Source organism: Rhodococcus sp. NPDC057529, from assembly GCF_042802055.1.
Lineage (GTDB): Bacteria > Actinomycetota > Actinomycetes > Mycobacteriales > Mycobacteriaceae > Rhodococcus_F.
In genome coordinates this window covers 132,015-151,007 of sequence record NZ_JBHVEY010000013.1, presented here as the reverse complement: position 1 = coordinate 151,007, position 18,993 = coordinate 132,015, and the positions used below count along the sequence as shown (strand labels likewise).

The following is an 18,993-nucleotide window of genomic DNA, read 5'->3' as shown; positions in this document are numbered from 1 at the left end:
GACGAGGGGGAGCGGTGGAGCTGATCGTGCATCGGGGTCCTCGACTTGCAGGGTTCGGGGGTGTTCGACTCCCACACTCCTCGCGAGATGTCCATCCGACGACGGTAGAACGACCGCTGGACATACCTATTTCGCGCCCAGGGATGTCCGCAGAAGGGGGATCTGCACGGTGACCGGCGAGTTCGACTGCGCCGATGGGTAATACCGTGTCTGGCTGGCGCCGATGTCGGCATGCATGCTCGAGCCGGCGCCCTCCGCACGATCTGTGACGGTGACGCGAGATGCTTGGGCGACCGAGTGCGCACGCGGCGGTGTGACGCAAAACACAGCTGATTCTGTGGGGGAAGCCTGGCGCTCGAGGGTGTTCGGTTGCAACTCTTGGCCGAGACCCCAGCCTCCATGCCCAGATACGGGTATGGGTGTAGGTATTTCGGCCAATGTGCAGGTGTCGAAGTCGGTCCAAGGTAGCTGGTATGCCGCGTCATCGACGTGGCAACCGAGAATATCTGCACGTGAGAGAAGAGTTGTCATGGCACCGAGCGCCGAGAATCTGGGCACCAATCTGCTGAATGCATTGCGAGTCAGTGTGGTTGGCACTGTTCTGTACGCCGGGCTCATCATGGGCGTGGTTGTGGTGGCGGTGTGGAAGTTCCCGATGCCCGGCGTGTAGACGCCGCGCCTCGAGGAAGCACTCGGTAGCAGTTCGTCGAGAGAACTGACAGGCACGAGCGGACGCGGAGGTCCGCCGTCTCTCGCAGTCCCGAGCCCCCGATCTGGATCACAGTGGCCCGGCCGGAGCGTAGTCCGCTCCGGCCGGGCCTTGCCGGAACGTGCGACAGGTGCCGCCGCGATCGCCGAAGTCTTCGGGAGCCTGACGCCTCGTCCGGGCAGGCGGGGTCTGTCGGTCGGAATCGGGCACGGTCGGTATCGGGCATAGGAAGGCCCGCCCGCACGACGTTGCCGTCGCACGGGCGGGGTAATCCCCCGACGCGCACCAGGGGGGTGGTGCGGTCGTGGAGTGCAGCACTGATCCCTCAAAAGGGGGCGCATGTTGCCTGTCTGCGGTTGCGCGGGTGTGCTGCATGCGTGTCTGCGAGTGAAGTTGTGGGTCGGACGTCGTGTCCGGCGGCCTCCTTCTCACGGGTCGGCGGGTTTTCGAAGTGCTTCCGATTGTGGCGGTGATCTGCGCTGTTGCACATGGGTCGTTTGACGCATGGACGTACCTGTTTCTGCGGTTCGCGTGCTTCACACGAGGCCTTGTCCATGTCGCGACAGGCGATGGTGTCGCCTTCACGGCGGAGCGGTGATGCGGTTCGGGGACTGTCCGGAGGAATGTTCGGTGCTCTTGGAGGGTTCGGCGATGACGACGGGAGCGGCGGTGTATCCGTGGTCGGGCAGGTGGCGTCCGCCCGGTCGATTGACGGACGTCGAGTATGAGACCCGTCATCAGACCGCACAGGCTGCCTGAAACTGCGCACCCGTGGTGGGCACCGAGGTCGATATCGAGGCCGAGGGCACCGATGCCGACCAAGTGATCGTTGAACTCGTCGCTCTCGTCGACAGACCGTCCGGTCGGGTCAGACCCTCCAGTGTTCGCGCGCCAGTTGGCGGAGGTCCAGAAAGCTGCGTCTGCCGTGTTGAGATCAGTGAAATACTCAGCACACCAACAGACCCTGGAAGGGGGCTGATGAGGAGTGCTTCTGTGACATCGGCCAAGCCTGTGCCCGCAGCGATCCCCGCGTGTTTGGCTGCATGGTCAAGGCCTCGTGGGTCGAGGCTCAGGTCGACAGCGTGATCAGGCGACTGCCAGTGAGTGCGTCCTCACGGCGCTCAAGCTTACTGGCGAGCGCCAGGAACAGATTGGCGGTAGTCATCGCGTCGCCGAGCGCGTGGTGTGGTGTGTGCACGGGCAGGCCCATACGAGAGGTGGCGTATTCGAGGCCGATCGACTGATTCGGGCCCACAGCGATGTCGAGGACGAGCGATGCGAGTTTCGCGGTGTCGATCACATCACTGGTGAACAGGCGTTGGGAGCACTTGAACGCACGTCGGAGAAAGGAGTGCTCGATCCACGCACCGTGTGCCACGAGGATGTGTCCGCGCAGCAGTTCGTCGAGTCGGTCGACGCAGTCGCCGACCGACGGAGCAGCAGCCAGATCCTGTTTACGCAGACAGTGAGTCCGCAGCGCTGCTTCCGAGCTCTCACGTTCAGATCGGACGAGACTGTACGTGGCCTCCGAGGCCGCGATTCGGCCTTCTCGAATGGGCACCGCTCCGTAGGAGATGATGTGATCGTTGCAGGTATCGAGGCCCGTGGTCTCCAGATCGATGACGAGGTAGTTCGATGACCGCCAGTTTGGTGCATGGCTGCTGTTCGACGCATCGACATGGCCGTGGTCAGCGCCGCGCCGTCTCCACCCCAGTTTCCTGGTCATTGTTCGTACCGATCCGAACTGATCCGCTCTTGGACCTGGTTGATGGCGCGAAACGCTGCGCGTAGGTGCCGTCGTTGGAGACTGTCGAGCTTGTCGACATCGACGGTGGAACGGATTTCACTGTCGCCCTTGATTGCCTGAATCTGTTCGTCGAGGACGAGTTCGTAGCACAGTGTGAAGGCACCCTTGAGGGATTCCGCTTCGTCGATGTTGAGCCACCCGGCGGCGTGTGCGCGATCGAGCCGGTCTACGGTCGACCCGGTCGTGTCTCCTGTGCGAAGAGCGAGTGCACGGGCCAAGGATGCGACCGGACGCAACCCTGCCTTCTTCAGATTGAGGTGACCTTTGAGCTCGCCGAACCGGCCGATGACGAAGTTGCGGGTGAAACCGGAGGGCGGTCGACTCCCCAGCGAGTAGTGCGTGAAGGTGCGGCCGAAACTGGGGTCTTCGGCTCCGGCCGAAAATGCTGCGCGCACCGGCTGCGCCAGTGCGGTATTGGTGATGGGGCGTGCGTCGAGCAGGGTTGAGGTGAGCATCAGGTACTTGGGGTTGTCGAGCTCGGCCCGCCAGAGTGCGGCCGCTTGTTGCCACGCACCGACGGTGCGGTTGAACAGGGGGGAGGAGGCGTTGAGCCCTTCGGGGCAGGGCATCAGGCCGAACTGGTCGAGCCGGTCCAGCAGGGGGCGGCAGGCTGTTGCGATGTCTTCACGACTGGGTTGGGTGGATCCGTCGACGTCGGTCGGGTTCCACACGAGTGCGGTATCGATGTCCGAGTTCAGCAGTGGCTCGCGTCGTCCGAGCGATCCGAGCAGCATCCAGCTGCTGTGGATACCGGCGAGGGGCGTTGTGCTGGTGGACAGATCGATGATCTTGCGGAAGACGGCTTCGACCATCGTCGAGTACAGCGCCCCCAGGTGGAAGGGCGGGACTCCGGCATCCCAGAGTTCGACCGCGGTCGGTCGCAGCATCGTGGCGGCCCGAGCGAGCTCGTCGAACGAGTTCGCCGACGAGGTTGCGCTGCGGATGAGCAAGGGATGACGCACATCGGTTGCTGCGATGTCGACTACTCGCGCAATGCCCACTGCGCTCCCGCTGGTGTCGGTAACGACGAGGTGATGGATGCCGTGTTCGACCATGTGCAGGTAGGCGGCGCTGACCGTGACATCCGACGAGACAGCCATCGCCGGGATGCTGGCGATCGCCGAAATCGGTGCATCCACCGGAATCTCCCCGGTGGCCACCCTCTTGCGGAAATCATCGTCGGTGACGATGCCGATCTGGCCGTCGTGCACGAAATTGGCACACGACTGACCGGTGCGGGTCATGGCTTGCGCGACCTCGCGGATGGAATCGTCGGCATGGCACCAGTAGATGGGGTGAGTGAGATCGACGATGGGACGTTCGAGCCTGTTGAACGAACCGCCGGATGCCAGCAGGCGCTCACGCGCAGTGACTGTTCCGTAGTGTGCATAGCGCAGGCGGTCCGGATGCGCGACCACCGTGCGAGGATCGGGGATGCGATAGCAGAGGGTGTCTTCGGCGGCGCGTACAACCAGGGCCGGCGGCAGTCCGGAGAGCACCGAGACGTGACCGAAGGTGTCTCCCGAGGTGAGTACATCGACCGTGCGGCCACGGTCGAGGACTTCGACAGCACCGGTTCTGACGATGTAGAGATGTTCAAGCGCCGGTACGTTCTCGCGGACGATGACCGCACCGCTGCCGAAGAACTCCACCTCCACCGTGCGCGCGAGCTTGTCGAGATCGTCACTGTCGAGCAGGTCGTACGGTGTTTGCGCGCCGAGGAAGTCGATGAATTCCTGCATCGCGTCCTTGCCCTTCGTGATGGTCGGTGCCTCATGATCGGCCCCCGGTTCCGCGGTCGCCCCTGTTGATGTGAAGCGACCACGGTCCTCAACTTCCGCGGGTCAGCCGAAATGCTTCGCGAACTGCCGGGCCAAATCGTCAACCTCGTGCTGGGCAGTCGTCTTGTTCGACTGCGATGTGCCCACCCACGAGGCCATCGCCGGGATCCGTGAGGCCAGCGTCAGTTCGGCTCGGACAAAGGTGACGTCCATACCCAGGGCCACCCCGAGCACCTGCTGCAGTGGCGGGATCTGGTGATCGATGAGCTCATCGGGGGTCCCGGGGCCATACTGATCGCCGCGGCTGGTCACCACGATCACAGGTTTTCCGGCAAGCGGCTCCGTCACGGCATCGAACGTGGTGGTGATGCCGGGCACGTGAACGTAGTCGATCCACGCCTTGAGCGTCGACGGGATCGACCAGTTGTACATCGGAGCACCGATCACGACGATGTCGGCCCCGATCAGTTCCTCGATCAGCTCGCGCTGGAGGGCATCGGCTTCGACGGGCACGGGGCGGCCGGGGGTGCGGAGTCTCGGCGCCCAGTGCAGCTCGTTCGTCGGGATGTGCGGCAGCGGGCTGGTGTGCAGGTCGCGTCGCACCACCGAATGCTCAGCGCCGAATGAGCTCCATTCCGCCGCGAACCGCGCCGTGAGATCCCGGCTGGTAGAGGAGTGAAGATCGGCCGACGAATCGACATGAAGTAGCTGGGGCACTGTCGTCCTTTCCTGGGCGGCGAACTGTCGCCGCGCTACGTGCCGGCTATCGGTGAAGCAGGAGCCAATGCATGGGCCGGGCTCCGCGTTCTCCCGCCGCAGCCGCCGACCAGGAAATCCTGGACGAAGTAATCGCGGGAGGAGTGATAGCGCGTTCCTGCAGGCTACCATCCTGTGTTCGGTAAAGGCATCCTCTTTTGGGGTATGTCGAGTTTGTTGATCGGTATGGCGATCGAACAATGGCTTGAAGCCAAGTCTTGACAGGCAATGTCGATCACCCGCTATTATCGGTTCGCTCGCGGAAAGGGGCGGCAAGGTGGGTAGGGGTTGTGTGAAGCTGGACCTTGCCGCCCTGCGGGTGCAGCGCGCTCGGCTATATCGACTGCGCTGCAATAGGGTTCGATTTCAGTGGACGATGATCCATGTATAGCATTGCAGCGCATTGTTTTTCCTCGACAGGATCAATGTGTGCGCCCACCGGGGTCTGGCAGGTTCCCGGTGGGCGTTGTCGAATGCCCTGCAGCACAGGCGCGCCGTGAGCGATGGCAACGGTGGGACGTTACCTGCCGACGGAGGTGACGGCAGGCAGCGGACCGACCGAACTGCTTGCGCGGGAGTTGATCGCGCCGGGACTACGCAACCGATCGGTGACATCGCGCGTGCATCCAAGGTTTGCCTCGACTCGGGTGCGCGCAGCTCGTCTCACGGGGTAGGGCGGGTCCACCACCGTCGAACTTGCTGAGCAGTGACACCGAAAACTCACCGATTTCCCGCAAGGAGATCTCGGCACCAGTCATTTCCCGCGCATCTGTTCGAGATCAGCCTCCGCGGCGGCCTGTGTCGACGCGATTGCAGAGGTCCTGGGTGTCCGCTTAGGTCTGCAGCATCGAGTCGAGAAACGAAAGCTCTATCCCGGAGGCCTGCTGGTTGTCGGCGAGATCGCCTCGAACGTCCGCAAGCAACGACACCATCAGCGCGCCACCGTCCGGGAGATAGCGCACCAAGCCTCCTTCTTGGCAGGTGTGCACCATCTGGGCAATGAGGCCTGTCGCTTCGTCGTGCCGTCCAGCGACGGCGAGGCAGGTGGCCAGCAGACGCTGCGCCTGCAGCAACGCTCGGCGTCGGCGGGTTCCCACCAGCGCGGTGACCCACTCCTTGGCCCAGGAGCAGGCCAGTTCGACGCTGCCGCGGTCAGAGGTGTCGAGGAGCCGCCTGATGGCGACTGCTTCCTCGAGTTGGACTATGACCTCCTCGAGCCCGTTGTTCGGATAGCGACGATTCGAGTACTCGACGCCGGCGCAGTTCGGCGCCCGCAATGGTGGAAGGTCCAGGATGAGTCGTTCGTACTCCACGGCGGCGCTGAGCCGTGGTAGCTGTAGAGACGCGCCGAGTTGGGCGCCCGCCTCGAGGTACTGGGCGGCGGTGTCGGGTTCACCGCGATACGCCTTGAGCCGGGCGCCACTGACGTAGTGGGCGAGCATGAAGTCGACGCCGCCTTCTCGCCCCAGAACCTGGCTCTCATCGAGTAGGTGTTCGGCTTCGGCGATTTCCCCGCGTTCGTAGAGCAATGCACCCAGCAGCGCCCCTGCCAGCAGCGCTGCTTGGCAGCGCTGGCCGCCGGATTCGACCGCCAGTCGGTGGGCTTTGCGGAACCGTCGCTCGGCACCGATGACATCGAGTTCTTCCATCTCGGCGAGCCCGGCAAAGCAGTGGCCGTAGATGACGCTGAACGGTCCGCTCAGTTGGGTGTCATATTTCGCCGACTGCCGCTGAAGCTGACGGGTGGCTTCGAAGTCGAAGTCGAAGATCGTGACGAAGCCCGCGATTCCCGCTGCGGCGGAGGCCACCCAGGGTGGCACCGCTTCGGGCCGTGCGAGACAGGCAGAGAGGAGTTCGCGCACCCCGTCGATCTGGTCGATGCCGATCTTGATGTCGGCTTGGACCACGTCGGCTTCGACCCGCAGAGCGGCGAGTTCCGCTGCGGGCAATTGGCGGTGGGTGAGGAGCTCGGCGGCACGGGTGGCGGCCTGCTGCGCCGACTCGGGCCGTACAAGGGCGCTGTCCGCCCACGCAATGCACAGTTGGAGCCGGGCGCTGGTCGCGACGAGGTGATCGGGCAGCTTGTCGACAAGGCCCAGTAGCGACGTCAGACGGCCCTGTTCGAGCAGGTGGAAGCCCTCTCGTTCCACGAGGTCGACTGCTCCGGTCGCGTCGCCTCCGGCGAGGGCGTGATCGACCGCCTCGCTGAGCAGATGGTGGGCGGCGAACCACCGTGCTGCCACCAGATGCAGGGGTCCGACCCGGTCCGGGAAGTCTCGCTCCAGGCGTTTGCGCAGGAATTCGGCGAACAGATGGTGATAGCGGAACCACTTACCTTCGTCGTCGGTTCGCTGGAGGAACAGGTCCTGACTCTCGATCTGTTCGAGCAGAGCCTGCCCGTTCCCGACGTCGGCGAGCGCGGAGGCCAGCGAGCCGCACAGGCGTTCGGTCACCGACGTCTGCAGGAGGAACTTGAGCACTTCCGCGTCCAGGGCGTCGAGCACGTTCTCGGCCAGGAATTCCCCGATCGCCGGGTGCCGGCCGGAGATGCTGCCGAGGAGCTGCTCGGGATTATCCCGTCCCCGCAGCGACAGCGACGCCAGTTGCAGAGCGGCCGCCCACCCCTCGGTCGAGTCGCGCAAGGTCGCAACAGCGTCGTCGGTGAGCTGCAGTCCGGCGCGGTCGACGAGCATCGCATGGCATTCCTCTATGGTGAATCGTAAAGAGGTGGAGTCGATTTCATTCAGTTCGCCGGTCACACGCATCTTGGCGAGCGGCAAGTGGGCTTGGGTGCGGCTGGTGACCACGATCCGCAGATGATGGCAGCCGTTGTCGATGAGGTATCCGAGCGCGGCGATGGTGTCGGGATCGTCGACGCGGTGCCAGTCGTCGATCACCACGGCGAGATGCTCACTGCGGTGGTAGATGTCGTTTACCAGTGTCGCCAGTACGTAGTGTTGTGCCTGTTCGCCGTGTTCCTCGAGGATCTGGCCCAATTCGCCCGCCAGCGTCGGTTTGACCTGTCTGATTGCCTCGACGAGGTGGGCGAGGAACCATGCGACGTTGTTGTCGTCGTGATCGATGGTCATCCAGGCGACCGGCACAGCGTCGGAGACGAGGATGTCGCGCCATTGTGCGGCGAGCGTGCTCTTGCCGAAGCCGGCCGGCCCGTGAATCACCGTCAGTCGTCGCGTCAGGCCCGCGCGCAGGTCGTCGAGGAGGCGTTCGCGGCCGACCATGGCGTGGGTCGAGGGCGGGCGGGATCGGGTGACCGGGATCGGTGGGGTGGTGAACCGGGGCGCCGGTGCGGTGCCGGTGGTCGGTGCGGGTGTGCCGCGCGCCGGGTGTTCGCCGGTGGATGCGGGTAGCGCCATGTCGTCGACGGCGAGCCGGTGACGGCGTTGGACGGCGCGGAGTTCGTCGCCGAGCGCGGCTGCGGTGGCCGGCCGGTCGGCCGGCTCGAGGGACATCGCACGTTCGACGGTGGCGGCGAGATCGTCGGGGAACCCTTGTTCCCGCAGGTCCGGAATCGGCTGCTCGGTCATCCGCAGGAACTGGGAGATCAGTTTCTCGCCGTCGCGGCGTTCGAACGCGGCGTGCGCGGTGAGGAGACAGAACAGGGTGGCGCCGAGACCGTAGACGTCGGCTGTCGGCTCCGGTTCGGCTCCGCGGAGGATCTCGGGGGCGGTGAAGGCCGGGGAACCGGTGATTGAACCGCTGGTCGTGCGGAAGCCTCCCGCCACGCGTGCGATGCCGAAGTCGGTCAGTTGCGGTTCCCCGTAATCGGTGAGCAGAACATTTCCGGGTTTGACGTCGCGGTGGAGGATCTCGCGCTGATGGGCGGTCTCGAGGGCGCCGGCGAGTTTGATGCCGTATCGAAGTGCCTGTTTCCACTCCACCGGGCCGCTGCGGCGCAGTGCGGCATCGATCGAACCGGCGCCGTGGAACTGCATCACGATGAACGGCCGGCCGGTGTCGGTCACCCCGACCTGATGAATGTTGACGATGTGTGGGTGCCCGGAGAGTTGGCCCATCGCGATCTGTTCGCGAAGAAATCGTTCACTGCCGTCCGTGTCGAGAGCGGCAGTGAGTACTTTGACGGCGACCGTGCGGCGGAGGGACCGTTGCCGGCACCGGTACACGACACCGAACCCGCCCCGGCCTACTTCCTGCGCATCATCGAAGCCGGCGTCGGCGAGTTCCTCGACGACGCCACCGCCCGGGTCGCGCTGGGTGGCGAACGGATCGTGCGCGTCCATCAGACAACCCGCCCTCGCTCTCGATGCAACGGCTGTTCCAGCGATACCGAGCTTAACCCTGGCAGGAGCTGGGAAACCCCGGTCGAGAGCCGGGGACCTGCAGAGCTCGCTGCAGAGACCGCGAATCGGCGCATCGACCAGGAAATGTCCCCTCCGGGACTCACCGGCACGGCTTCCACGATGAGTGCAGTGATCGGAGATCCGATCAGAAGCTGCCAATCGTCGACTCTGTGGCTCAAACCAGCGAACGATTTACACCTGATTAACGTTCGGGGGTTACCTTTACCGAACGTAGGTGGTAACTTAGCTGCATGGCGTGATTGAGATCACTCACGCGGAGGCCCCAGGCTTCACCCGAAAGAGCGACACGGTTTCGGTTGGGCGGCAGGGCTTTCGGTCGACAACTTGATAGTCCACAAGTGTGAGTGCTCCACCGCACCACGTCATTTCAACGACGCATACACGTCCAATAGCAAGCTCGGAACGCATCGCACCGGTGCGTTGACTTGCCATGCGGACTTCTGTGCGGCCCCCATCAGATGATCCCCCAAGGAGGAGACTGTGCAACAGGTCTCTGATTCTTCCGACGCCGCCCATCTCGAGTCGCTCGGCTACGAGCAGAAGTTCGATCGCAAGATGTCGCTGTGGTCGAATCTCGCACTCGGGTTCCTCTACCTCTCGCCGCTGGTCAGTGTCGTGGCGATGTTCGCGCAGGGACTCGCGACAGCGGGACCGCCGTCCATGTTCTGGATTTTCATCGTCGGTGGTGGGCAGCTGCTGGTCGCGCTGATCTTCGGTGAAATCGTGGCGCAGTACCCCATCGCCGGTGGTCTCTACCAGTGGGCGCGGCGGCTGTGGAGCGGCAGGTACGCCTGGATGCTGTCGTGGATCTACCTCGCCACCGTCGTGGTTGCGATCGCGACCACCGCGATGTTCAGTTCGAGTTTCGTGGCGAATCTGTTCACCGGGACCGCGACCAGCACGGGCGCAGCGATCACCCCGGGCGTACAGGTGCTGATTGCTGCCGGAATGCTTGTGCTCGGGCTTCTGCTCAACATGACCGGTACGAAGACGTTGGCGAAGATCGCCGGCGCGGGTCTGGCCGCCGAACTGGTCGGTGTCGTCGCCGTCGGTCTGTACCTCCTCGTGTTCGAACGGCACCAGCCTTTCTCGGTCTTCTTCGACACAATGGGCACCGCAGGCAACGGGGGCTACTTCGGAGCGTTCGTCGGCGCGGCGCTGGTCGGTCTGCTGATGGTCTACGGCTTCGAGGCATGCGGTGAGGTCGCCGAGGAGGTGCCCAACCCGGGCCGCCGCATTCCGCAGGCGATGATCCTGACGGTCGTGGTGGGCGCCGGATCTGCACTGCTCTCCTTCGCCGGATACGTCTTGGCCGCTCCCAACCTGCAGGAGATCGTCGACGGTGACGTCGCGGACCCCATCCCGGTGATCCTGCAGGACTCGATCGGGCTCTTCGGCACCAAGGCGTTCATGGTCATCGCTCTGACCTCCTTCCTCGCTTGCGTGATGGGCCAGCAGGCCGCAGCCAGCCGCCTGGTCTTCTCGTTCGCTCGCGACAACATGTTCCCCGGCAGCCACACGTTCTCGAAGCTGTCGAAGGTTCGCCACGTACCGGTCAACGCGACCGTAGGCGTCAACCTGCTCTCCGGCTGCATCCTCATCTTCGTTTACCTCTTCCCGGAGTCGCTCTTCCGCGTGGCGTCCATGCAGATGCTCGCCGGCTACGTCGCATTCCAGATGGTCGTGTTCGCCGCACTGCGTTCACGGCTGCGCGGATGGAAGCCGGCAGGTTCCTTCACCCTCGGCCGGGCCGGGATGGTCGTCAACATCGGTGCCCTGGTCTATGGAGTTCTGTCAATTCTGGTCCTCGCCAAGCCTTCCGGTGATCCCAGTCTGGCCTTCGTCGACCGCTGGATCGCGGTCGTCGGTTTCGCGGTCGTGACTCTCACCGGCCTGGCGTACCTGCTCATCGCCAAGCCCGAGAAGAACTCGACCGCACCGGAGGGTGATGCGATCGAGGTCGCCGACGCCATGCGTGCCCGCCGAGCCGGGCAGACCCTGACGGCCAAGGTGGACGAGGACCGCGCGACCGCCGCGGTCGAATCCTGAACCAGGCAATCCACCCCCGCCCCGGTTCGCCGACTGCGGCGGACCGGGGCTGACAAACACACGAGAAGACCTCATCTCCTCATCGGTAGTGCGCCGCACACCGGATGAGCGTCTCGTTTCGAAAGGATAGAAAACATGGGCCAGCTCGACGGCAAGGTCGCTTTCATCACCGGACTCGCGCGCGGGCAGGGCAGGTCACACGCCCTCACCCTGGCCCGCGAGGGCGCCGACATCATCGGACTGGACCTGTGCGGCGAAATCGAGTCCACCGCCTACGAGGGCGCTACCGCCGACGACCTAGACGAAACCGTCCGTCTGATCAAGGACCTCGGCCGCCGGGTCGTCGTCACGCAGGCCGACGTGCGCGACTACGACCAGGTCAAGGCCGCCTTCGATGCCGGACTCGAACAGCTCGGCCGCGTCGACATCGTCATCCCGAACGCCGGAATCTGTGCCGGGGGACCGATCTGGGAGAACACCGTCGAAGCATGGCGCGAAACGATCGACATCAACCTCACCGGTGTCTTCCACACGATCAAGGCCGCCACACCGACCCTCATCGAACAGAATGAGGGAGGCTCGATCGTCTTCATCGGCTCCACCGAGGCCCTCAAGGGTGCCGCGGGGATCGGGGCGTACTCGGCATCCAAGCACGGCGTAACAGGTCTGATGACCTCCCTGGCAAGGGAACTGGGCCCGTACAACATTCGAGTCAACTCGGTCAACCCGACCTGTGTGGACACGCACATGATTCAGAACGAGTTCGTCTGGAAGCTGTTCCGGCCGGACCTCGAGAAGCCGACGCGTGAGGACGTCAGCGACACCTTCGCGAGCACACACATTCTCCCGGTTCCGTGGATGGAACCCCAGGACGTCAGCAACGCCATCTTGTACCTGGTCACCGACTCCGGTCGTTACGTCACCGCAACGACACTCACCATCGATGCCGGCTTCATCGTCAAGTCCTAGCCGGATGCGGGGCGCGGGGGCAGGGCACCGGCAAGCCTGCCCCCACGCTCCGACCCGCCCTCATAGCGTCGGGGGGTCTCCCGAGGTGGCGGCAGTGACTGGTTCGTTGCCGTGGTCCGGAACTCGCACACGGCGTGCGAGGCTCACGCGCCACCCGGTCACGGCGCCGATCTGCGTGCTCGTCGTCGACCCGGCGATCGATACCGCCGCCTTGGAGTATCTGCAGCAGCCGGGGCTGGCGCCGGGCGAGGTGGTGGCGATTGCGGTTGAGCCGCATCTCCGTCACGTCGTCGCCGCTGTAGAAGCGTTGCGCCGCACCGGCTACACCGATGCCGTGGTGGCGATCGGGCAGTTCGATCACGAAGATGACAGGATCGCGATACTCGAGGCCGGCGCTGATTATGTCCTTGACCTGCCTCTCGACCCGCGTGAACTCGGTGCATGGGTTCGAGCCTGTTGTCGTCGCCTTGGTCGGGGCCGCTCGGAGACGGAACCGGCGGGACCACCCGAGCACACAGACCCGCACGGCATCACACTCACGTGGAGTGACCGTTCCATCGAGCTCAATGGTCGAAGGACTCCGTTGACCATGACCGAGTTCGACATCATGGCGGTTCTCGTGCGCACAGCGGGCCGGGCAGTCTCACGTGAGTATCGACTGATGATCGTCTGGGGAATCACCTCGGAGTCGAAAACCAACGTGCTCAACGCCTATGTGTGGTCGTTGCGCCGCAAACTCGCAGCCATCGGTGCCCCGAGTGCCCTGCACACCGTTCGAGGGGTCGGCTTCGCGCTGCGGGAGAACTAGAGCGACCAGAAGTTGGATAGTCCGATTGCAGACGCGGACATAACGGAACAACAGAAATTGGAGAATGACATGGGAAAGCTTGACGGGAAAGTCGCGTTCATCACGGGCGCGGCACGAGGCCAGGGACGCGCCCACGCGGTGCGATTCGCCGAAGAGGGCGCCAACATCATCGCTGTCGACATCTGCGCACAGGTGGAGTCCGCACCCTACGACATGGGCACCGCCGCGGAGCTGGAAGAAACCACCCGCCTGGTCGAGGCCGCGGGCGGCAAGATCGTGAGCAAGATCGCGGACGTTCGCGATCTCGCCGCCCTGACCGCAGCCGTCGACGAGGGCGTCGAACAATTCGGCCGCCTCGACATCATTCTCGGCAACGCCGGTATCTGCACCTACGGTAACCTCGCGACGATGTCGGAGGAACAGTTCGACGAGATGATCGAAATCGACCTCACCGGGGTGTGGAAGACCGTCCGCGCCGGCGTCGGAAAGATCATCGAGGGCGGCAACGGCGGATCGATCGTGCTGACCAGTTCCACCGCCGGCCTGAAGAATCAGAACACCATCGGCCACTATGTCGCCGCCAAGCACGGCGTCACAGGTCTGACCAAGGCCCTCGCAAACGAATTGGCGCCGCACAACATCCGCGTGAACTCGATCCACCCCACCAACTGCCGCACACCCATGATGACGAACCCCGGTGTGCGGAAGATGTTCCGGCCGGATTTGGAGAACCCGACCCTCGAGGACGCCATTCCCGCATACGGCTCGATCCTGCTGCTGGACACACCCTGGGTCGAACCGGAGGACGTCTCGAACGCCATCCTGTTCCTGGTATCGGAGGAAGGCCGGTTCGTCACCGGCACCGCGATGCCGGTGGACGCCGGGATGCTCGCGAAGTAGCCCGACAGCCCGGGTGGTTGCCATCGGTGGCAGCCACCGGGGTTTCATGTTCGGCGAGATCGAGCGCGTGGTCAGGGACCGGCTCCGCCGGCACCTCAGTTCCGGGGTGCCGCGGCGGCGGCCTTCGCGGCGTGCGGCAGGGCGTCGGCGATGATCGAGAATGCGGTGTCGTCCATGGCGGCGGAGACGAACCACGCCTCGAACGCGCTCGGCGGCGGGTACACCCCGCGGGAGAGCAGTCCGTGGAAGAAGGCCGGGAAACGCCAGGTCTGCGCGGCCTTGGCCTCGGCGTAGTCGGTCACCGGGTCCTCGGTGAAGAACACGCTGAGCATGGTGCCCGCGGTCTGCACCCGGTGCGGCACGCTCGCCGCGGTCAGTGCGTCGGACAGCAGCGTCCGCAGGGTGGCACTGTTGCGCTCGAGGGCGTCGTACACGCCCTGGTCCGCGGCGCGCAGGCTGGCGAGCCCGGCGGCGACGGCGACGGGGTTCCCGGACAGGGTGCCTGCCTGGTAGACGGGTCCGGCGGGGGCGAGGTGGGCCATGACGTCGGCACGGCCACCGAACGCCGCGGCGGGCAGACCGCCGCTCATCACCTTGCCGAACGTGTAGAGGTCACCGGCGACGCCGTCGAGTCCGAACCAGCCGGCGGAGCTGACCCGGAATCCGGTCATCACCTCGTCCATGATGAGCAGCGCGCCGTTGTCGCGGGTCAGCGTGCGCAGGCCCTCGTTGAATCCGGGCTGGGGCGCCACCGCGCCCATGTTGCCGGCGGCGGCCTCGGTGATGACGCACGCGATCTGGCCCTCGTTCGCGGCGAACGCCCGGGCGACGGCGTCGAGATCGTTGTAGGGCACGACGATGGTGTCCTCGGCCTGCGCGCCGGTCACGCCGGGCGACGTGGGGAGGCCGAACGTGGCGAGTCCCGAACCGGCGTCGGCCAGCAGTGCGTCGACGTGTCCGTGGTAGCAGCCGGAGAACTTGAGGACCTTGGTCCGGCCGGTGAATCCGCGGGCGAGGCGCACGGCGCTCATGGTGGCTTCGGTGCCGGAGTTGACCAGCCGCACCTTCTCCACCGGCGCGACGCGGCGGACGATCTCCTCGGCCAGTTCGATCTCACCCTCGGTGGGCGCGCCGAACGACAGGCCCGTGGTGGCCGCCTTCTGCACGGCCTCGACGACGGCGGGGTGCGCGTGCCCGAGGATCATCGGCCCCCAGGAGCAGATGAGGTCGACGTAGTCGTTGCCGTCGACGTCGGTGAGCGTGTAGCCGGACGCTTCCCTGATGAACCGCGGGGTGCCGCCGACCGAGTGAAAGGCGCGGACGGGCGAATTCACCCCGCCGGGAATGACCGGTTCGGCCCTGGTGAAGAGTTGCGCGGACCGCGAAACGTGCGGTGTCTGTGTTCCATGCGGTATGCCGAGCACGCGGTTACTCCTTCTGTGGTGGTGACGCACCGGTCACCGGGATACTTCGGTGCCCGCGGGTGACTATCGGGCGGCGGCATCGGTGCCGGTGCGGCGTGCCGGACCTGGTGGAGCACATTCCGGGCAGTGATCTGTTGATCGGTGACGGTGAGGTGACCTCGCCACGACCCCAGCAGCATCCACATCCACGCCAGAAGAATCGCTATGCGGCTGCGAAATCCGACCACGTTGACGATGTGCACGGCGATCCAGAGCATCCAGGCCCACCACCCGTGCAACTCGATCTTTCCGATGCGAGCGACGGCGTTGAACCGCGAGATGATCGCCATCGATCCCTTGTCGCGATACCGGAACGGTGCGCGGTCGGGGCGCCGCTTACCGCGAGTCGCCGCCTTCGCCTCCGCGGCGATCTGCCGTGCCGCGTAGCGGCCGCTCTGGATGGCGAGTTGGGCGACACTGGGCAGCCCATCTCGGGTCATCATGTCGCCGACCACGAAGACATTCGGATGTCCGGGCAGGGTGAGGTCGGGCTGTACCTCGATGCGGCCTGCTGAGTCGACTGTCGCCTCCGACTGCTGGGCCAGGTGTTCACCGAGGGGGCTGGCCACCACGCCGGCGGACCAGATCTTGCAGGTGGCGGCGATGGTGTGCCGTTCCCCCCTGCTGTCCTTGACGGTGACACCGTCCGCATTGACGTCTTCGACCGTCGTTCCCAATCTGATCTCGACGCCGATGCGCTCGAGCGCCTCCGCTGCCTCCGCCCCGAGATCACCGCCGAGGTGGGGGAGCACGTCGGATGCGGCATCGAGCAGAAGGATCCGCGCGTCACGGGTGTCGAAATTCTGGTAGGCGCCGACGAGGGTGCTGTGAGCCAGGCCGGCGATCTGCCCGGCCAATTCGACACCGGTCGGACCCGCACCGACGACGATGAAGGTGAGCAGTTTTTCTCGCTCGACCGGATCGGCGGTCAATTCCGCCTGATCGAATGCGGTCAGGATGCGCCCACGCAGCTCCAGTGCATCGTCGATGGTCTTGAGCCCGGGAGCGTGTTCGGCGAAATGGTCGTTGCCGAAGTAAGACTGACGGGCGCCTGCCGAGACGATCAGACTGTCGTAACCGACCGTGGCCGTATGCCCCGAACGGACCGCGGTCACGGTGCGGTTGGTCAGGTCGATGGAGATCACCTCACCGAGTCGAACGGTGACGTTGGCCTGATCTTTCACGAGCATGCGGGTTGGTGCGGCGATCTCACCCTCGGACAGGATGCCGGTAGCAAGCTGATAGAGCAGCGGTTGGAACAGATGATGGTTCGTCCGGCTGACGAGGGTGACGTCGATGTCGGCCCCGCGCAGGGACTTGGCCGCGAACAGCCCACCGAAACCCGAGCCGATGACGACGACCCGGTGCGGGTGCGGTGACTGTGACATGTCGGTGCGCCTCTTCCCGAAGTCGATGTCAGCGTCCACTCCGGCGGCGGGTAACCCCGGTCGGACGACGTGGGACCGGGCGTCGTCCGACAGAACCGGCGCCCGTCCGCTGTTGGTGGCGTGAGCGGACGGGGCGCCGGTGTGGACGGCAGGCGGATCTCGATAGTCGGTTCAGCAGACCCGCGTGCCGACGGCCCGGAGGGTTTAGGTGGCTCTGCCGGTAGGACGCCAGCAGAGCCGGGAATCGAGGCACCCCAGCCCCGGATTCACTGAAAGAATACAGCAAACATCATGAAATAGCAAGCGGGGCATGACTGTTCACGTTTGAGACGCGTGTCGATGCGACGAGACTTCCGAGTCTCGCGGGGTCGGTGAGTTGGCCGAAACGCCTAAGCCAATATCCCGCCGTCGAGCACCAGGTTCGATCCGGTCATGTACGAGGATTCCTCGCCGGCGAGAAAGACTGCTCCGTTCGAGATCTCGTCGAGCGCGGCGGGCCGGCCCAGCGGGACGGTCGAGTCGTTGTCGGCGGCCATGCTCGCCGGATCGTCACTGGCGGCCACGGCATCCTGTGACATGCCGGCCTCGCCAACAATTCCGGGACACAGCGCGTTGACCCGAATGCGACGATCGGCCAACTCGCGTGCCATGCCGCGAACGAGTTGGATGACGGCGCTTTTCGTCATGCAGTACACGCTCTCGTTCGGATACGCGGTGAACGAGCTGATCGAGCCCATGACGATGACGCTGGAGCCGGGGGAGAGCATCGTATGCATCCGCCGGGCGCACAACCACGGTGCGCGGACGTTGACGGAGAACATGCGGTCGAACTCCTCGGGTGTGGTGCTCCAAAACGGGCCGTAGCTGATCACGCCCGCGTTCAACACCAGGATGTCGATCCGGCGATGTAGCGATTCAACCCCTGTGGCCAAGGCGTCGACGGCGTGCGCGTCGCTGAGGTCGCCGGCAACGAAATCCGCCCGCACGCCGGTGTCCCGGAGTTCGCCGGCCAGGGCTTCGCCCCGGTCGTGGCGGCGGCCAGTGAGTACGAGATCGGCTCCCTCCGAGCCGAATCGCCTGGCGATCGCGGCGCCTATCCCGCCGGTCGCACCCGTGACGACGGCGACGCGCCCTGCCAACCGCTGGGACATGCGTATCCGCCTTTCGTGACCGTGCGCGAGAAGTGCGGCGCGTCCGGTCGGGTCGGGCACGCCAGTGCAAACGGTATAGGCGTTGATCGGCCAAGTCAATCAAAATCGGCTGAATATCAGTAATATGATCGGATTACAGTTTCGATAGATGCGAAATATCCGCCGATTGTTCGGCGTGCCGATCGTTGATTGGGCGTTCGGTCGCGGAGGATCGCCACTGTGCCGGCCCGGGCGCCGACGATGTCCCAGGAAGGTGCCGAAAAATGCGAAAATGTAACGCCTCGTGGGCAATTGACTGTCGACCGATTCGTCAGACGAGCCGATTCCGGGCTATCGTTTTGCGGGTGAGTGAACGTACTTTCATCCTTGTCAAACCTGATTGCGTCGCACGCGGACTCGTGGGGGCGGTTCTCGACCGGGCCGAGCGAAAAGGGCTGTCCCTGCAGGCCCTCGAATTGCGCACTGTCCCCGACGAGATCGCCGCCGAACACTACGCGGAGCACCGCGACAGGCCCTTCTACGGTGAGCTGCTCGATTTCATCACCTCCGGACCCGTGGTGGCAGCGGTGCTGGAAGGGCCGCGGGCGGTGACCGCCTTCCGGCAACTTGCGGGAGCCACCGATCCGGTAAAAAATGCGGCACCGGGAACCATCCGAGGGGATTTCGCCCTCGAAACCCAGGCCAATCTGGTGCACGGATCGGACTCGTCGGAGTCCGCGCAGCGCGAGATTGCCCTGTGGTTCCCCACCCTGTCCACGACGTAGCCTGGCCTCCGCTGATTTCCCTCCCCGCTCCCGGCGGGTCCCTGTGGTCCCGCCGGGAACGGGGAGGCACCTCACAAGCCTGGCCGGACAAGGGGCCTATGGGCGGAG

Annotated in this window: 12 protein-coding genes and 1 pseudogene; 6 read left to right on the top strand and 7 right to left on the bottom strand. The window is 64.9% G+C overall.

Going from position 1 to position 18,993, the window contains the following annotated elements; translation table 11 throughout:
- The first annotated feature begins 529 nt into the window (after positions 1 to 529).
- The gene (locus ACFU5V_RS25275) at positions 530 to 670 is read left to right on the top strand and encodes a hypothetical protein (RefSeq protein WP_378439196.1); all 141 of its coding nucleotides are present in this window, start codon (positions 530 to 532) and stop codon (positions 668 to 670) included.
- Between the two features lie 1,108 nt (positions 671 to 1,778).
- On the opposite strand, the gene ACFU5V_RS25270 is transcribed toward ACFU5V_RS25275, so the two are convergent.
- The 4 genes from ACFU5V_RS25270 to ACFU5V_RS25255 all read right to left on the bottom strand — a co-directional run bounded on the left by ACFU5V_RS25270 (position 1,779) and on the right by ACFU5V_RS25255 (position 9,312).
- The gene (locus ACFU5V_RS25270) at positions 1,779 to 2,435 is read right to left on the bottom strand and encodes a PolC-type DNA polymerase III (protein WP_378702831.1); all 657 of its coding nucleotides are present in this window, start codon (positions 2,433 to 2,435) and stop codon (positions 1,779 to 1,781) included.
- Positions 2,432 to 4,258 (bottom strand): putative nucleotidyltransferase substrate binding domain-containing protein, encoded by a 1,827-nt coding sequence (locus tag ACFU5V_RS25265; protein ID WP_378702830.1) that lies wholly within the window; start codon positions 4,256 to 4,258, stop codon positions 2,432 to 2,434. The genes ACFU5V_RS25270 and ACFU5V_RS25265 overlap by 4 nt, the downstream gene beginning before the upstream one ends.
- A gap of 102 nt (positions 4,259 to 4,360) precedes the next feature.
- Entirely contained in the window at positions 4,361 to 5,185 is an 825-nt protein-coding gene (locus ACFU5V_RS25260; protein WP_378702895.1) for an FMN-dependent NADH-azoreductase, read from the bottom strand.
- Positions 5,186 to 5,886: 701 nt separating this feature from the next.
- Positions 5,887 to 9,312: a protein kinase gene (locus ACFU5V_RS25255; protein WP_378702829.1), complete on the bottom strand. Its 3,426-nt coding sequence runs from the start codon at positions 9,310 to 9,312 to the stop codon at positions 5,887 to 5,889.
- 561 nt (positions 9,313 to 9,873) lie between these two features.
- On the opposite strand from ACFU5V_RS25255, the gene ACFU5V_RS25250 reads away from it, so the two are divergent.
- The 4 genes from ACFU5V_RS25250 to ACFU5V_RS25235 all read left to right on the top strand — a co-directional run bounded on the left by ACFU5V_RS25250 (position 9,874) and on the right by ACFU5V_RS25235 (position 14,119).
- Positions 9,874 to 11,442: an APC family permease gene (locus ACFU5V_RS25250; protein WP_378702828.1), complete on the top strand. Its 1,569-nt coding sequence runs from the start codon at positions 9,874 to 9,876 to the stop codon at positions 11,440 to 11,442.
- Positions 11,443 to 11,577: 135 nt separating this feature from the next.
- The gene (locus ACFU5V_RS25245) at positions 11,578 to 12,411 is read left to right on the top strand and encodes a mycofactocin-coupled SDR family oxidoreductase (protein WP_378702827.1); all 834 of its coding nucleotides are present in this window, start codon (positions 11,578 to 11,580) and stop codon (positions 12,409 to 12,411) included.
- Positions 12,412 to 12,586: 175 nt separating this feature from the next.
- Positions 12,587 to 13,219, top strand: a complete 633-nt coding sequence (locus ACFU5V_RS25240) for a winged-helix domain-containing protein (RefSeq protein ID WP_378702826.1) — start codon at positions 12,587 to 12,589, stop codon at positions 13,217 to 13,219.
- A 69-nt stretch (positions 13,220 to 13,288) separates the two neighbouring features.
- A complete protein-coding gene (locus tag ACFU5V_RS25235) occupies positions 13,289 to 14,119 on the top strand; it encodes a mycofactocin-coupled SDR family oxidoreductase (RefSeq protein ID WP_378702825.1) in 831 nt (276 codons plus the stop codon).
- A 95-nt stretch (positions 14,120 to 14,214) separates the two neighbouring features.
- Here the strand turns inward: ACFU5V_RS25235 and hemL are convergent, their stop codons facing one another.
- The 3 genes and pseudogenes from hemL to ACFU5V_RS25220 form a co-directional block, all read right to left on the bottom strand.
- On the bottom strand, positions 14,215 to 15,534 hold the full coding sequence (gene hemL / locus ACFU5V_RS25230; protein ID WP_378702894.1) for a glutamate-1-semialdehyde 2,1-aminomutase: 1,320 nt from the start codon (positions 15,532 to 15,534) through the stop codon (positions 14,215 to 14,217).
- Positions 15,535 to 15,638: 104 nt separating this feature from the next.
- A pseudogene (locus ACFU5V_RS25225) lies at positions 15,639 to 16,970 on the bottom strand (NAD(P)/FAD-dependent oxidoreductase); the annotation flags it as partial.
- Positions 16,971 to 17,359: 389 nt separating this feature from the next.
- Positions 17,360 to 18,220: an SDR family NAD(P)-dependent oxidoreductase gene (locus tag ACFU5V_RS25220; RefSeq protein ID WP_378702824.1), complete on the bottom strand. Its 861-nt coding sequence runs from the start codon at positions 18,218 to 18,220 to the stop codon at positions 17,360 to 17,362.
- Between the two features lie 245 nt (positions 18,221 to 18,465).
- Here ACFU5V_RS25220 and ndk point away from each other — a divergent pair, with 245 nt between their 5' ends.
- On the top strand, positions 18,466 to 18,885 hold the full coding sequence (gene ndk / locus ACFU5V_RS25215) for a nucleoside-diphosphate kinase (RefSeq protein WP_378702823.1): 420 nt from the start codon (positions 18,466 to 18,468) through the stop codon (positions 18,883 to 18,885).
- The last annotated feature ends 108 nt before the right edge of the window (positions 18,886 to 18,993 follow it).